Origin of the sequence: Actinomadura hibisca NBRC 15177 (assembly GCF_001552635.1) — a bacterium.
GTDB lineage: Bacteria > Actinomycetota > Actinomycetes > Streptosporangiales > Streptosporangiaceae > Spirillospora > Spirillospora hibisca.
On the sequence record NZ_BCRO01000142.1, the window covers coordinates 1 to 15,390 of the forward strand.

The 15,390-nt window shown below is 72.1% G+C and carries 11 protein-coding genes; all 11 read right to left on the reverse strand.

What is annotated here, in order from left to right:
- Nucleotides 1-271: 271 nt before the first annotated feature.
- Nucleotides 272-946, reverse strand: a complete 675-nt coding sequence (locus AH6_RS41200) for a PH domain-containing protein (protein ID WP_067491770.1) — start codon at nucleotides 944-946, stop codon at nucleotides 272-274.
- 8 nt (nucleotides 947-954) lie between these two features.
- Nucleotides 955-2,049 carry an adenosine deaminase gene (locus AH6_RS41205; RefSeq protein ID WP_067491772.1) on the reverse strand — a complete coding sequence of 365 codons (1,095 nt, stop codon included), beginning with the start codon at nucleotides 2,047-2,049 and terminating at the stop codon, nucleotides 955-957.
- A 38-nt stretch (nucleotides 2,050-2,087) separates the two neighbouring features.
- A complete protein-coding gene (locus AH6_RS41210; RefSeq protein ID WP_067491774.1) occupies nucleotides 2,088-4,880 on the reverse strand; it encodes a hypothetical protein in 2,793 nt (930 codons plus the stop codon).
- An 85-nt stretch (nucleotides 4,881-4,965) separates the two neighbouring features.
- Nucleotides 4,966-6,240 carry a thymidine phosphorylase gene (locus tag AH6_RS41215; RefSeq protein ID WP_067491777.1) on the reverse strand — a complete coding sequence of 425 codons (1,275 nt, stop codon included), beginning with the start codon at nucleotides 6,238-6,240 and terminating at the stop codon, nucleotides 4,966-4,968.
- Between the two features lie 14 nt (nucleotides 6,241-6,254).
- On the reverse strand, nucleotides 6,255-6,668 hold the full coding sequence (locus tag AH6_RS41220; RefSeq protein WP_067491779.1) for a cytidine deaminase: 414 nt from the start codon (nucleotides 6,666-6,668) through the stop codon (nucleotides 6,255-6,257).
- Between the two features lie 17 nt (nucleotides 6,669-6,685).
- A complete protein-coding gene (locus AH6_RS41225; RefSeq protein WP_067491781.1) occupies nucleotides 6,686-8,038 on the reverse strand; it encodes an ABC transporter permease in 1,353 nt (450 codons plus the stop codon).
- Nucleotides 8,035-9,285, reverse strand: a complete 1,251-nt coding sequence (locus tag AH6_RS41230) for an ABC transporter permease (RefSeq protein ID WP_083983956.1) — start codon at nucleotides 9,283-9,285, stop codon at nucleotides 8,035-8,037. The genes AH6_RS41225 and AH6_RS41230 overlap by 4 nt, the downstream gene beginning before the upstream one ends.
- Nucleotides 9,278-10,819: an ABC transporter ATP-binding protein gene (locus AH6_RS41235; RefSeq protein ID WP_067491783.1), complete on the reverse strand. Its 1,542-nt coding sequence runs from the start codon at nucleotides 10,817-10,819 to the stop codon at nucleotides 9,278-9,280. The genes AH6_RS41230 and AH6_RS41235 overlap by 8 nt, the downstream gene beginning before the upstream one ends.
- 83 nt (nucleotides 10,820-10,902) lie before the next feature.
- Nucleotides 10,903-11,961: a BMP family lipoprotein gene (locus AH6_RS41240; protein ID WP_245679705.1), complete on the reverse strand. Its 1,059-nt coding sequence runs from the start codon at nucleotides 11,959-11,961 to the stop codon at nucleotides 10,903-10,905.
- Nucleotides 11,962-12,190: 229 nt separating this feature from the next.
- On the reverse strand, nucleotides 12,191-13,525 hold the full coding sequence (locus AH6_RS41245; RefSeq protein WP_083983958.1) for an amidohydrolase: 1,335 nt from the start codon (nucleotides 13,523-13,525) through the stop codon (nucleotides 12,191-12,193).
- Between the two features lie 124 nt (nucleotides 13,526-13,649).
- The gene (locus AH6_RS41250) at nucleotides 13,650-14,816 is read right to left on the reverse strand and encodes a glutamate--cysteine ligase (RefSeq protein WP_067491791.1); all 1,167 of its coding nucleotides are present in this window, start codon (nucleotides 14,814-14,816) and stop codon (nucleotides 13,650-13,652) included.
- Nucleotides 14,817-15,390 lie beyond the last annotated feature (574 nt).

Sequence of the window (15,390 nt, forward strand, 5' to 3'; positions counted from 1 at the left end):
CCCCGGTGGCCGGGGTCGCTGTGATGGTTCGGGCGCGGGGCTGAGGTCGCTGGTCAGGTGCGGAGCGCGGGGTTGCGGTTGTTGCTCAGGTGCGGGGCACGGAGTTGGGGTTGTTGGTCGGGTACAGGGCACGGGGCTGGCGTCGTTGGGCACGCGCGGAGCGCGGGCTGAGGTAGTGCGCGGAGCGCGGTTGTGGCGCGGAGCGCGGATCTCAACACGGAGCGCCGGTTTCCCTGCAGAACCCAAGGTCAGACACAGAACCCAACCCGCCTCACCCCACCAGCCCAACCCCCAACACCACCACCAGCGCCACCACCGGCACCCCCAGTGCCGCCACCGCCGCCTTGTTCCACGTCAAGCTCGCCGTCCCCGCACCTTGCGCCCGCTCCCCCTCAACAGCCTGCGCCGCTTGCGCCGCCGCCTTCCCCGGGTCCCCCGAGCGCCCCCTCGGCCTGCTCCGCTCCGCCACCTCGTTCAGCTGCTGCGCCGCGTACTTCGTCGCCGTCCGCCCCTTCAGCGACGCCTCCGGCACCTTCGGGTTGTCCTTCGCCGCCCGCGCCTCCGCCCTCGCCTGCGCTCTCGGCGACGTCTGCAGCGACCATGCCCTCGTCTTGTGCTCGGTCCCGTCGGCGGCCGTCCACCTCACCACCACCGCGTCCTTGCCCTCGACGGACTTCACCGTCCGCCACGGCGCCCTCAGGTCGCGCAGCGGGTTCCGTACCACCACGCCCTCCTCGTCCGCCAGGATCGCCGGGCGCAGGCCCACCACGTACGCGATGCCGCAGCCCAGCAGCAGCAACACCGCCAGTGTCGCCGCCGTTCGGTCGTGGCTCGCCTTTCCGGTCAGGCCGAAGGCCAGGTCCAGCAGGTTCAACGCGGCGAACGCCAGCCACGCCCAGGCCAGCACGCGGGCGAAGGTCGAGCGGATCTGCAACTGCGGGGTCATGGGTCCGATCATCCCACCGGGCGCTCGCCGCGCCACTTGAGCTGGGCGAAGCCCGGCTTGATGACGCCGTTGATCAGTTCCAGGCGTTCCGGGAAGCCCACGAAGGCCGACTTCATCGCGTTCACCGTGAACCACTGGAGCTCGTCCCAGCCGTAGTCGAACGCCTCCACCAGCTTGTGGAACTCCAGCGACGGCGACGTGCCGCTCATCAGCCGGTTGTCGGTGTTCACCGTCACGCGGAAGCCCAGGTCGCGCAGCAGGCCGATCGGGTGTTCGGCGATCGACTTGGCCGCGCCCGTCTGGATGTTCGACGTCGGGCACATCTCCAGCGGGATCCGCTTGTCGCGCACGTAGGCCGCCAGGCGGCCCAGCGTCGGCTTGCCGTCGGGGGCCGTCGTGATGTCGTCGATGATCCGCACGCCGTGGCCCAGGCGGTCGGCCCCGCACCACTGGATCGCCTGCCAGATCGACGGCAGGCCGAACGCCTCGCCCGCGTGGATCGTGAAGTGGGCGTTCTCCCGCTGGAGGTACTCGAAGGCGTCCAGGTGGCGGGTGGGCGGGTAGCCCGCCTCGGCCCCGGCGATGTCGAAGCCCACCACGCCCGCGTCCCGGTAGCGGACGGCCAGTTCCGCGATCTCCATCGAGCGCGCCTGGTGGCGCATCGCGGTGACCAGCGTCCCGACCTTGATGCCGTGCTCGCGGCCGCCCTTCGCGAAGCCCTCCAGGACGGCCTCCACCACCTGCTCCAGCGTCAGGCCCGTGCTGGTGTGCAGTTCGGGCGCGTAGCGCACCTCCGCATACACCACGCCGTCCTTGGCCAGGTCCTCCGCGCACTCGTAGGCGACGCGGGTCAGCGCCTCGACGCTCTGCATCACGCCCACGGTGTGCGAGAACGTCTCCAGGTAGCGTTCCAGCGAGCCCGAGTTCGACATCTCCGCGAACCACGCGCCCAGGTTGCCGGGGTCGGTGGTGGGCAGGTCCTGGTAGCCGCTCTCGCGGGCCAGGTCCACAATGGTCGCGGGACGCAGGCCGCCGTCGAGGTGGTCGTGCAGCAGCACCTTGGGCGCGCGCCGGATGTCGTCGAGAGTCGGACGTTCGTTCATCTTTAGAACTTACCGGAGGTCAGGCGGGCTTCTCCTTGTCAAATGTCGCCGATCTCGGCGTGCCGGGCCGCCGCGCGGGCGATCTCCGGGCCCCGGTCCCACAGGTCCGCGGGGTCGTCCGGCATCAGCCGCTCGCGGACGGCGTCCTGCATCGGGTAGGAGATCTTCGCCTTCAGGCGCTCGCCGGACGGGTCGGTGAAGAACGCGGCGATCTCGGCGGGTTGCTTCTCGACGACGGAGGCCGGGGTGCCCACGAAGTACAGGTACTCGTAGCAGACCTCCGCCGCGTCCACCAGCGGCAACCCGGTCAGGTCCGCCAGCCGCCATACCCAGGCGGGGTCGGCGGGGACGGGGCCGCGCTCGGCCAGCAGCCTCCGGAACGCCGCGATCCGGTCCGCGCCGCCCCAGCCCTGGACCACCGGGAACTGGCGCAGCTTCCAGCCGGGCAGCTCGGGCGGCCCGAAGTCGCCGTCGGGGGCGTATTCGAGCACGACCCCCTCTTTGTGGGGGTGGCCCTGGTAGTTGAGGACCAGCAGGGCGCTCGTCGGGGTCCGCCACACCTCCCCTACCGCGTCCTTACGGTCGCCCGACAGGGACGTGAAGTGCAGCACGCGCCACCGGCCGCTGCCGTCGCCCAGCGGGGTGTTGGCCCAGGCGGACAACTGGTCCACCAGGTTCCGGCGGGTGATCTCCATCGTCCACGGGCGGGCCGCCTTCAACGCGGCCACGCCCAGCTTGCCCAGGCTGAACCACAGGCCGCCCGTGTTCGGGGGCAGTTCCACGCGGTAGATCGGCTCCGGGCGCGTCGGAGCTGGGGCGGACATGGCCTCCTGGAGGATCTCCGCCACCCCGCGCAGGCCCGCGACCCACTTGATGCTGCGTCCGGCGGGCAGGTCGGGGCGCGTCCGCATCGCCTCCGGCAGCCAGGCTGGTTGTGGTGCGTTCAGAGCGTCTGCCAGGCGTACGGCCCAGGCCAGGGTGTCTGTGGCCGACTGGGCGACTGCTGCTATGCCTGTGCGGAGTTCCTGGCCGATGGCTGGAAAGTGCTCGGTTATCGCGTTGTTCAGGGCGCGCGTGCCACGCAGGGCCGCGTTGATCAGCGCCTCCGCCTGGGCGCGGGTCGTCCGCCGCAGGGCGTGCGAGCCCTGCTCGTCCACGGACTGGAGGTGGGGCCACCAGCCGGGCGGGCAGCTCTCCTGCTCCTGCTTGACGAGCGGCGTGAACGGCACGCGCGCCGTCACCGTCCCATCCGGCGCGGTGATCGTGGTCAGGCCGCGGGCGTAGGAGATCCGGCTGGGGGCGGGCGCGCCTGGGAAGGTCAGCTCCCCTGTAGACGGTGCCTCCGGGCGGCGGGCCGCGACGGCCGGGTCCAGCGTCAGCAGCCCGTCTTCCAGCCGGAACGTCAGCCAGCCGCTCTCCCTGAGCAGCGTCAGGAAGTAGTCCGAGCCGTCGTACCAGAGCGCGTGCTCGCCAGGCACGTACGGGACGGGCTGAGGCGGCAGCATCGTCCCGTCGGCCTGCACCACCACGGCCCACGCCCCGGACGCGAGGGTCAGGTGGTCGCCGTGCTGGGCCTGCCGCAGCCCATGGGCACTCCGCCGCTGGTTATAGACCACCGCGCGCAGCTCGGCCGCGATGCCGCCGCGCAGCGTCGCCGCCAGCGCCTCGGCCACGTCGGTGACGGCCGGACGTCGCAGATCCGGCTCGATCTCGTAGTAGTGCGACTCGGCCAGCGGGGCTAGACGAGATAGGGCATGCTCCAGCAGGGGCAGGGATAGTGTCTCGGCGTCGGCCGTCCACTGGTCGGCCAGCTCGCGCAGCAGGTCGCGGAAGGCCGGGTCGGCGCAGACTGTCCGCAGCTCGGCCAGGTAGTCCACGTTCCCGTAGTAGCCCAGGCTGCGCGCATACGCGGTCAGGTCGGCGGCGATGCGCGGGCGTTCGTCAGCGATGCGGGCGGTGTACTCGCCCAGGTTGCCGGGGTTGTGCCGCCAGGTCGTGTGGAAGCCCTCCGGCTTCAGCACCGGCGGGGCCGCCGGAGGCACCAGCGGGTCGGTGCCCGGGTCCCGGGGCGCGGGCGTGCCCGGCAGGATGCCGCCCGCCTGCTCGGCCAGGGCCGTCAGGGCGACGGCGGGGCAGCGACGGCCGGTCGTCAGGAACCAGTCGGCCGTCAGCTTGGAGCCCGCACCCGCGCCCGCCAGCGTCCCCAGCCAGACCTGCCGCGCCCGGTCGTCCGCCGGGCCCGCGTCGATCAGCAGGTCCAGCAGGTCGTCGGCGCGGCGCGCGATCTCGGCGAGGGGCGTGGCCGCGGCCTCCCACACCTCGATCGGGGCCACCGGCAGGACGCCCGTACGCAGCAGGTGCTCGGCCAGGGCCTCTTCGCCCCCGCGCTTGCCCACCCCGGCCGCGACCGCCAGGCGGCGCACGTCCGGGAACAGCCTCGGGTACGGGACGAAACCGGCCGTGAACGCCGCATCGAGGAGGTCCCTGTGCCGCTCGTGGGCGTCGCGCGGGGCCAGGTTCAGCGCCATCGCCTTGACGTGGTTGCGCAGCACCGTGGGCGCGACGACGTGCAGCGGCACGAACTCCAGGAACACGGCGTGCAGCCTGTCCATCTCGGCCGCGTCCACATACGCCTGGTCGTGCTTGCGCGCCTGCGTGAAGAACGAGACCGCGAGGTCGAGCTTCCCGGCGGCGGCGAACTGGCGCGCCGCCTCCTCGTAGAAGGCCGGGAGGTCGGCGGGCGGCAGCGTCCCGGCCAGGGCTGTCACCCCCGCCTTGGCCTTGCGGGACGTCGTCGCGGTCAGCGCTGCCAGTTGTTGCTGCACGGACACTTCTCGATCTCCTTCGCCGGGGCCGGTAGATGGGACTCCGCAAAGTCCGATCCTGTTCCGGCCCCGACGGGGAAATGCCGGAGAGTCAGGAGATCCGGTCGATCACCAGCGGCAGCAGGTCCGGCTCGCCGTCGCCCACTTCGTAAGCACCATCGAGGGACTCAAGCGCCCGCTCGAAGCGCGACGTGTCGTCGGCGTACAGGGTCAGCAGCGGCTGCCCCGCCGTCACCTTGTCGCCCGGCTTGGCGTGGCAGATCACGCCCGCGCCGAACGACACCGGGTCCTCCTTGCGGGCCCGGCCCGCGCCGAGCCGCCACGCCGCGACGCCGACGCCGTAGGCGTCCAGCTTCGTCAGCACGCCGGTGGCCGGGGCGGCGATCTCGTGCACCTCGCGGGCCACCGGCAGCGGGGCATCCGGGTCGCCGCCCTGCGCGGAGATCATGCGGCGCCACACGTCCATCGCCGAGCCGTCGCGCAGCGCGTCGGCCGGGTCCTTGCCGCCGTCCAGGCCCGCCGCCGCCAGCATCTCGCGCGCCAGCGCCACCGTCAGCTCGACGACGTCGGCCGGGCCGCCGCCCGCCAGGACCTCCACCGACTCGGCGACCTCGACGGCGTTGCCGACGGCCTTGCCCAGCGGCCGGTCCATCGCGGTCAGCAGCGCGACGGTGCGCAGGCCGTGGTCGGTGCCGATCGCGACCATCGTCTCGGCCAGCTCGCGGGCGTTCTCGACGGTCTTCATGAACGCGCCCGAGCCGACCTTGACGTCCAGCACCAGCGCCCCGGTGCCCTCGGCGATCTTCTTGGACATGATCGAGGAGGCGATCAGCGGGATCGACTCCACGGTGCCGGTCACGTCGCGCAGCGCGTACAACTTGCGGTCGGCCGGGGCGAGCCCGGTCCCGGCGGCGCAGATCACCGCGCCGGTGGCGGCCAGCACGTCCAGCATCTCGGCGTTGCTCAGCGAGGCCCGCCAGCCGGGGATGGCCTCCAGCTTGTCCAGGGTGCCGCCGGTGTGGCCGAGGCCGCGTCCCGAAAGCTGCGGGACGGCCGCGCCGCACGCGGCCACCAGCGGGGCCAGCGGCAGGGTGATCTTGTCGCCGACGCCGCCGGTGGAGTGCTTGTCGGTGGTGGGGCGGTCCAGCGCCGACCAGTCCATGCGCTCGCCCGAGGCGATCATGGCCTGGGTCCAGCGGGCCACCTCGGAACGGTCCATGCCGTTGAGCAGGATCGCCATGGCGAGCGACGACATCTGCTCCTCGGCGATGTCGCCCCGGGTGTAGGCGGCGACCGCCCAGTCGATCTGCTCGGGCGTCAGGGTGCCGCCGTCCCGCTTGGCGCGGATGACGTCGATGGCGTCCACGTCGCGTGGTCCTCTCAGGCTCGGGAAATCAGGTCGTCGGGGCCGAACGCGTCGGGCAGCACCTCCGACATGGGCCGGACGCCGCTGACGGTCTCCAGCAGCATGTCCGGGCCGCCGTGCTCCCACAGGAGCTGGCGGCAGCGGCCGCACGGCATCAGCGGCGCGCCGTGCCGGTCCACGACCGCCACGGCCACCAGCCGGGGGCGCGGGCCGGGCTTCTTGTCGGGGCCGTGCAGCGCCGTCACCACGCTGCACTCGGCGCACAGGCCGAGCCCGTAGGAGGCGTTCTCCACGTTGCAGCCGGTGACGACGCGGCCGTCGTCCACCAGCGCGGCCGCGCCCACCGGGAAGTCGGAGTAGGGCGCGTACGCGCGGGTCATGGCGGCCCGCGCCGCGTCGCGCAGCGCGGGCCAGTCGATGTCGCTCATAGGGCCATGATCGGTGATCAGCGGGACTCGCCGCGCCGGTACCGCACGCCGTTGGCGGCCGGCATCCGCAACCGCTGGCTGGCCAGCGCCAGCACCAGCAGCGTGGTGAGGTGCGGGGTGAACGACACCAGCTCGCCGTCCACCGAGTCGGCCATCAGGAACCAGGTCAGCAGCGCCGCCGCCGCGACCACCGACAGCGCCGCGCCGACGAACGCGTTGCGCACCGCGCGCCGCTCCAGGTCGGTGGTGACCAGCGGGCGCAGCTTCGCGCCGCGCCGCGACTGCCACACCGCCACGCCGACCAGCAGCACGGTGACGAACAGCAGCAGCGCGTGCACCGCCTCGCCGCCGCCGCGCACGTTCATCGCGTCGGTGTAGCCGAACAGCAGCGAGCCCGCCGCCAGCCCGCCCGGCCGCCAGTTACCGAAGATCATCGCGGCCAGGCCGATGAAGCCGCGGCCGCCGGTCTGGCCGTCCTGGTACAGCGGCGCGGCCACCGTCACCAGGAACGCCCCGGCCAGGCCGGAGAACGCGCCCGAGATGATCACGGCGGCGTACTTCATCCGGCCGACCTTCACGCCCAGCGACTCGGCCGCGTACGGGTCCTCGCCGCAGGAGCGGACGCGCAGCCCGAACGCGGTGCGCCACAACACCCAGAAGCTGAGCGGGACCAGCAGCAGCGCCACCAGCGTCAGCAGCGACATGCCGCTGGTCAGGCCGCGCGCGATGCCCGCGACGTCCGACAGCACGAACCAGTGCCGCTTCTCCAGCCAGCCGAGCGCGTCGGGGCTCTGCCAGCCGCCGATCTTGCCGCCCGACAACACGGGCAGCGTCAGCGTCGCGATCGGGTCGATCGGCGGCGACTGGCGCGGCCCGCCGCCCAGCGCCTTGGCCTCGCCGGTGTTGAAGATCAGTCCGGCCAGGAACTGGGTCAGCCCCAGCCCCAGGATGTTGATCGCGACACCGGACACGATGTGGTCCACGCCGAACGACACCGTGGCGACCGCGTGCAGCAGCCCGCCCAGCGCGCCGCCCAGGACGCCCGCGACCACCCCGGCCCACGGGCCCCACTGGTAGCCCGCCCAGGCCCCGGTCCAGGTGCCGAGGATCATCATGCCCTCGAGGCCGATGTTGATCACACCGGCGCGCTCGGACCACAACCCGCCCAGCCCGGCCAGGAAGATCGGCACGGCCAGCCGCAGCGCGGCGCTGACCAGGCCGCTGGAGGTGACGTCGTCGGCGCCGGTCAGCACCCGCACCCCCGACAGCAGCACCAGCAGCCCGGCGGCGATCAGCAGGTAGTGCGGCCAGCGCAGGCGCAGCCTGCCGTTCACGGCCTTGACCCTGCTCGCGACGTCGGCGGTACTCACGAGGTCTCCTTGGCCAGGTCGTGCCCGGTGGCCAGCTCGCTGGCCACCGCGCGCTGCTGCAGCCGGATCTCCCAGCGCCGCACCAGCTCGTAGACGATGACGACGGTCAGCACGACCACGCCCTGCATCACCCCGACGATCTCCTTGGGCACGTCGACCTCCTGGAGCACGTCGGAGGTCTGGTCCAGGAAGGCGAACAGCAGCGCGGCCAGCGCGATGCCGACGGGGTGGTTGCGGCCCAGCAGCGCCACCGTGATGCCGGTGAAGCCGAGGCCCGCCGGGAAGTTCAGCGAGTACTCGTAGGAGGCGCCCAGCAGCTCGGGCATGCCGATCAGGCCCGCCACCGCGCCGGACGCCACCATCGTGACGACGATCATCTTCCTGGCGCTGACGCCGCTGGCCTGCGCGGCCGTCGGCGACAGGCCCGACACCTTGAGGTCGAAGCCGAACCGGGTGCGGTTGATGACCACCCAGAACACGATCCCGACGACGATCGCCAGCGGCAGCAGCCCGTACATCTGGCCGGGCAGGTCGATGCCGATCGACGACAGGAAGCCGTTCAGCGGGCCGACGCGACCGCTGTCGGGGATCGGCGCGGTGGCCACGTTGTTGCTGCCCGGCCGCACCTCCGCCAGCCGCTTGTCGTTCAGCAGGTAGGCGATCAGGCCGGTCGCGATGGCGTTCAGCATGATCGTGGACAGCACCTCGCTGACCCCGCGGGTCACCTTGAGGACGCCCGCGATCGCGGCCCACAGGCCGCCGATCAGCATCGCCGCCACGATCGTCAGCAGCTGGCCGAACGGCGCGGGCAGCGTCAGCGCGCCGCCGAGGGCGGCCGACAACATCGCCGCTAGCCGGTACTGGCCGTCCACGCCGATGTTGAGCAGCGCCATCCGGAAGCCGATCGCGACCGCCACCGCCGACAGGTAGTAGCGGGTCGCGCGGTTGACGATGTCGACGATCGAGTTGTCGGTGGTGCCGTAGTCGATCATCGACTGGATCGAGCTGACCGGGTCGGCGCCGGTGACCCGCAGCAGGCCCATCGTGATGAGCAGCGAGATCAGCAGCGCCAGCACCGGGGCGCCGACCTTCAGCGCCAGGCCGCGCGGGCCCAGGCCCTGGATCGCCGCGCGCCAGGCCGGGATCTCGGCCGGGTCCGCGGGGGCGGGCCTGGCCTTGGGCTTGGTCTCGGCCTCCGCCGGAAGGGCGTCCTTCTTCAGGTCCGGCTTCTCGGGCGGCTCACTCATCGTCGCCCTCCGGCGAGCCGGTGGCGCCGGTCATCGCGGAGCCCAGCTCCTCGGGGGTGACCGACCCCGGGTCGACCTGGGCGACCAGCCGGCCGCGCAGGATCACGTGCAGGGTGTCGGACATGCCGATGAGTTCCTCAAGGTCCGCGCTGATGAGCAGGACGGCCAGGCCCGCCGCGCGGGCCTGCCGCAGGTACTCCCAGATCGCCGCCTGTGCGCCGACGTCGATGCCGCGGGTCGGGTGCGCGGCGATCAGCAGCTTCGGGTCGCCCGACATCTCGCGGCCGACGATCAGTTTCTGCTGGTTGCCGCCCGACAGCGCGGCGGCGGGCACGTCGATGCCCGGGGTGCGCACGTCGTACTCGCGGACGATCCGGGTGGTGTCGCGGCGCGCGCCGCGCTTGTCGATCCAGGGGCCGCGCACGTTCGGCCGCCGCGTCTGGTGGCCCAGCATCCGGTTCTCCCAGAGCGAGCCCTCCAGGATCAGGCCGTGCCGGTGCCGGTCCTCGGGGATGTAGGCGATCCCGGACTCCCGGCGGCGGCGCGTGGCCCACTGGGTGATGTCGTCGCCGCCGTAGACGATCGTGCCCGAGTCCGCCGACCGGATGCCCATGACGGCCTCGATCAGCTCGCTCTGCCCGTTGCCCTCGACCCCGGCCAGGCCGACGATCTCGCCCCGCCGGATGCGCAGCGACACGCCGTCCACCACCGCGCGGCCCTCGGGCGTCAGCACCGTCAGCCCGTCCACCGCGAGCTGCACGTCCTCGGTGACCGTGGACTCGCGCAGCTCGGGGGTGGGCAGCTCCGAGCCCACCATCAGCTCGGCGAGCTGCTGGGAGGTGACGTCGGCGGGCCGCAGGCAGGTCGCCACCGAGGTGCCGCGCCGGATCACCGAGATGGCGTCGGCGACCGACAACACCTCGTCCAGCTTGTGCGAGATGAACAGCACCGTCAGGCCCTCGGCGCGCAGCTCGCGCAGGTTGCCGAACAGCTCGTCCACTTCCTGCGGGACCAGCACGGCGGTCGGCTCGTCCAGGATCAGCACCCGGGCGCCGCGGTAGAGCACCTTGAGGATCTCCACCCGCTGCCGGTCGCCGACGCCGAGCGTCTCCACCAGCACGTCGGGGTCGACGCGCAGCCCGTACTGGGCCGACATCTCCTCGATCCGGCGGCGGGCCGCGGCGAAGTCGATGCGCCCGCGCTTCCTGGGCTCGGCGCCCAGGATGACGTTCTCCAGCACGGTGAGGTTGTCGGCCAGCTTGAAGTGCTGGTGCACCATGCCGATGCCGCGCGCGATCGCGTCGGCCGGGCCCTTGAAGGACACCTGCTCGCCGTCGATCTCGATGGTGCCCTCGTCCGGCCGCTGCATCCCGTACAGGATCTTCATCAGCGTGGACTTGCCGGCGCCGTTCTCCCCGCACAGCGCGTGCACCTCGCCGCGCTCGATGGTGAGGTTGATGTCGCGGTTGGCCACCACGCCGGGGAAACGTTTGGTGATGGATGTCAGCCGTACGGCCGGCACCTGGTCAGGCACGGGTGCCCTCCTGGATCGAGCCTGAGCGCCGGGGCGCCGCCGGGATCTCCCGGCGGCGCCCCGGCGTCAGCGGGGGAACGCGGTCAGGGCTTGACCGGAACGGTGATCTTGCCGGAGACGATGTCGGCCTTCAGCTCGTCCAGCTTGGCCTTGATGTCGTCGATCTTGCCGCCGGACACCGAGTAGGCGACGCCGTCGTTGGACAGGTCGTACTTCTTGGTGCCGCCCTTGAAGGTGTTGTCCGACACCGACTTCACGAAGTCGTAGACCGACAGGTCCACGCGCTTCACCATCGAGGTCAGGATCTGCTCCTTGGCCTCGGCGACCGCCGGCAGGTTGTACTGGTCGGAGTCCACGCCGATGGCCCACTTCTTGGCCGCGCCGACGGTCTTGATGACGCCGATGCCCGCGCCGCCGGCGGCGTGGTAGATGACGTCCGCGCCCGCGTCGAGCTGGCCCTTGGCGGCCTCGTTGCCCAGCGCCGGGTTCTTGAAGCCGTCGAAGTTCGGCGGCTGGGTCAGGTACTTGGCCGGCAGCACCTTGATGCCCGGCTTGGCCTTCTTGGCGCCCGCCTCGTACCCGGCCTGGAACTTGTGGATCAGCGGCACGTTCACGCCGCCGATGAAGCCGATGGTGTTGGTCTTGGACTTCAGCGCGGCGGCCGCGCCCACCAGGAACGAGCCCTGCTCCTCGGAGAAGCAGGCGCCCTCGACGTTGGCGCCCTCCACCTTGCACTGGTCGGCGTCCACGACCAGGAACTTGGTGTTGGGGTAGTCCTTGGCGACCTTGTTGACCGCGTTGGTGTAGGCGAAGCCCACCCCGATGATCGGGTTGTAGCCCTTGCCCGCCAGCAGCTTGAGGCGGGCCTCCTTGTCGGCGTCCGGCTCGTCGGGCTTGGCGGAGATCTCCTCGGTCTGGATGTTCAGGTCCTTCTTGACCTTGTCCAGCCCCGCCGCCGCCGAGTCGTTGAACGACTGGTCGCCGCGGCCGCCGATGTCGAAGGCGAGGCCGACCTTGAGGGTCTTCTTGCCGCCCTCGTCGTCCGACCCGCCGGAGGTCTTCTTACCGCCACACGCGGAGGCGCTGAGCGTCAGCGCGGCACCCGTCAGCGTGACGAGCGAAATCTTCAGTCCACGGCGCACGTGGCGCTCCTTCCGGTTCCCCACCCAAGACATAGCGGCCCCCTCCGGCCACTGGAAACGTTCGGAAGTTACCTCGTGAAAAGCCTAAAACCCCCAGCGTGCACTGTTTCGCAACGTGTCCGTTACCAAGGCGTAGGCATGTCGCCACAGGTCAGACCACTGATCATGAACCGGGAACGCCGCCGGCCCCGCCCTCCTGGGAGGGGCGGGGCCGGCGGGACGGGCGGGGTCAGGCGAGCGCGGTGCCCTCCACCGGCTCGTCGGCGCCGGGCCGGTTGCCGTCCCACAGGGCGGTCAGCGCGGTCGCGGTCAGGACGCGGACGCCGACGGCGACGCAGTCCTCGTCCACGTCGAAGTCGCCCCGGTGCAGGTCGTACTCGACCGTCGAGCCCGGCTTGCGGACGCCGAGGCGGGCCAGCGCGCCCGGGACCGACTCCAGGTACCAGCCGAAGTCCTCGCCGCCGAGGCTCTGCGGGGTGGGCACGGCCCCGTCCTCGCCCAGCACCTGCGCCGCCGCGTCGCGGAACATCTGGACGCTGGTCGCCTCGTTCACCGTGGGCGGGACGCCGCGCACGTACTCCAGCGACGCCGACACGTCGTAGGCCGCCGCCACCGACTGGAGCAGCGCCCGCATCATGTCGGGCGCGCGGTGCCACGCCTCGTCGTCCAGGCAGCGCACCGTGCCCTCGGCGATGCCGTCGTCGGGGATCGCGTTGGCCACCGACCCCGCCGACACCCGGCCCCACACCAGCGACAGGCTGGAGCGCGGGTCGACCCGGCGCGACAGCGCGGCGGGCAGCTCGGTGACGATCTTGGCCAGCGCGTAGACCAGGTCGGCGGTCAGGTGCGGGCGGGCGGTGTGGCCGCCGGGCCCGGTCACCTTCACGTACACCTTGTCGCAGGCCGCGGTGATCGCGCCGGTGCGCAGCCCCAGCTCGCCCACCTCGATGCGCGGGTCGCAGTGCAGCGCGAACGCGCGGTCCACGCCGACGATGCCGCCGCCCGCGATCACGTCCAGCGCGCCGCCCGGCGTCTCCTCGGCGGGCTGGAACAACAACCGCACCCGGCCCGGCAGCAGCCCCGCCTCGGCCTGCTGGGCCAGGAACAGGCCCGCGCCCAGCACCATCGCGGTGTGCACGTCGTGGCCGCAGGCGTGCGCCACGCCCGGCACGGTGGACCGGTAGGGCGCGTCGGCCTTCTCGTCCTGCAGCGGCAGCGCGTCGATGTCGGCCCGCAGCGCGACGGTGTAGCCGTCCTCGGGGCCGATGTCGCAGAACAGGCCGGTGCCGCGCGGCAACACCCGCGGCTTGAGGCCCGCGGCGGTGAGCGCGGCGACGATGCGGTCGGTGGTGCGGTACTCGTTGTAGCCCAGCTCGGGATGGGCGTGCAGGTCCCGGCGGAACTCGATCAGCCCGGCCTCGTGCCGGGCCAGGAACGCGTCGAGCTGCGGCTGGAGCGCCGCGGGCTCGCGGGCCGCCCCGTGGGAGGAACCCGGCCGCGCCGCCTCCCGCGAGGCGCCTGGTGGTTCGAGGCCGGGCATCACCCCGGGTCCGGACTGTGTCATGTGCGCCCCCTGCGCGATGGCGGAACCGATCCGCCCGATGGTCTGGTCGGTGCTTGCTGCGTCGCCCTGCGCCGCCGGCCGGCCGCGGGCCGGCGGACCCTCGCCCGCCGGGTCGGCGGGCTCCTCAGTTGCCGGCATGTGCGACCTCCCCGAAGGTGACGAACTTGTCCTCCGCGAGCTCGGTGACCGCCGCGTCGACGACGTCCTCCAGGGTGCCGCCCTGGGCGCGGATCGCGCGCTGGCGTTCGTACGGCGCCCCGTGTTCGAGGACCTCGTCGGCCACCTTCAGCTCGTCGGCGCAGCCGAGCCGGTCGGCCACGGGCTCCAGTTCGCGGATCAGTTCATAGAGATCGTCGCGGAGCGGCGCGGTATTCCCGGTGTCGTCGGTGATGACGATGGCGTCGAGGCCGTAGCGGGTGGCGCGCCACTTGTTGTCGCGCACCACCCAGGCGGCCGGGCGCGGCAGCGTGTAGCCGCGGTCGAGCTGCTGGTCGAACAGCGTGACCAGGCTCTGGCAGAGCGCGGCGGCCATGCCCACCTCGCGGAGGGTGGGGATGCCGTCGAACATCCTGATCTCGACGGTGCCGAAGTCGGGGTGCGGCCGGATGTCCCACCACACCTCCTTGATGCTGCGGATGGTGCCGGCGCGCAGCAGGGTGTCCATGTAGTCCTCGAACTCGGCCCAGTCGCCCAGCGAGTGCGGCGGGCCGGCGGTGGGGAGCTGGCCGAACACCACCGAGCGGCACGAGGCGAGGCCGGTGTCGCCGCTGCTCCAGTACGGGCTGGAGGCCGTCAGCGCCAGGAAGTGCGGCAGGTAGGCCGACAGGGCGTTGACGATCGGGATCGCCTTGGCGGCGTCCGACACCCCGACGTGCACGTGCACGCCGAAGGTCTGGATGCGGCGGGCCAGCCACTGCATCTGCTCGATGAGGTCGGCGTAGCGCTGGATCGGCGCGGTCACCGCGTCGCGCCAGTCGCTGATCGGGTGGGTGCCGGTGCAGGCCAGCGCGAGGCCGCGCGCGTCGGCGGCGGCGCGCAGGGCGTCCAGCGTCGCCGCCAGGTCGCGCTGGGCCTCGCCGACGGTGTGGTTGATGCCGGTGACGATCTCGACCGTGGACTCCATGAGCTCGTGACGGATCTTCGGGATCTCACCGCCCTCGCTGAGCGAGGGCAGCGCGGCCAGCACCTCGCGGGCGTCCTGCCGCAGGTGCCGGGTCTCGGCGTCGATGAGCTGGAGTTCCCATTCGATGCCCAGCGTCGCGCCGCTCGATGGGTTGAAGTCAATGGCCACGGCCAACCTCCGTCCACAATCCTTGCAGGTCGATGCGTGGCACGTGGCGCAATTCAGCCAGCGGGTCCTTAAGCCTGGACAAACGCCGGTCCAGGTGGGTGCCTGCCCATCATGACGTCCGGTGCCCGTCGCCCTGCGGCCTTCTGTGCCCTGCACGGACCAATTGACTCGTCCGGGCCGCCGGAAGGCGGCACGCGTCGTACTTTTCGGTCATCGATCTTGGTCTAAGGATCACTCGAACGGACTAGTCCGCGCAGCCTGACCAGGTTTTTGCCGGCCGAACCGACCGGGACGTCACCGGTGCCCCCTTGCTGATGATTGCTCCCCGGCGTCGAAGTCTCGACCCGGGGGTACCTGTTCTCCGGGTACGTCGCCTACCCTTTCGGGGAGTCATGAGCTGTGCGAGGGGCCGCGGGGCGGCCGGACTGAGGGGTACCGGAAGCTTGCGACCAGAACGACCGCGGACCACCGGTCCGGGGGGACGGCCGGGCGGGGCGCGCCGTCGCGCCGCCGCCGTGCTCGCCGTCCCGCTGGCCGCCGCGACCGCCGTCCTGCCCCCGGCACCGGCGACGGC

What these genes read in the sequence shown, in the direction of transcription:
- AH6_RS41230 (WP_083983956.1), bottom strand. Translation starts at nt 9,285, where the DNA reads ATGAGTGAGCCGCCCGAGAAGCCGGACCTGAAGAAGGACGCCCTTCCG.
- AH6_RS41205 (WP_067491772.1), bottom strand. Translation starts at nt 2,049, where the DNA reads ATGAACGAACGTCCGACTCTCGACGACATCCGGCGCGCGCCCAAGGTG.
- AH6_RS41200 (WP_067491770.1), bottom strand. Translation starts at nt 946, where the DNA reads ATGACCCCGCAGTTGCAGATCCGCTCGACCTTCGCCCGCGTGCTGGCC.
- AH6_RS41245 (WP_083983958.1), bottom strand. Translation starts at nt 13,525, where the DNA reads ATGACACAGTCCGGACCCGGGGTGATGCCCGGCCTCGAACCACCAGGC.
- AH6_RS41220 (WP_067491779.1), bottom strand. Translation starts at nt 6,668, where the DNA reads ATGAGCGACATCGACTGGCCCGCGCTGCGCGACGCGGCGCGGGCCGCC.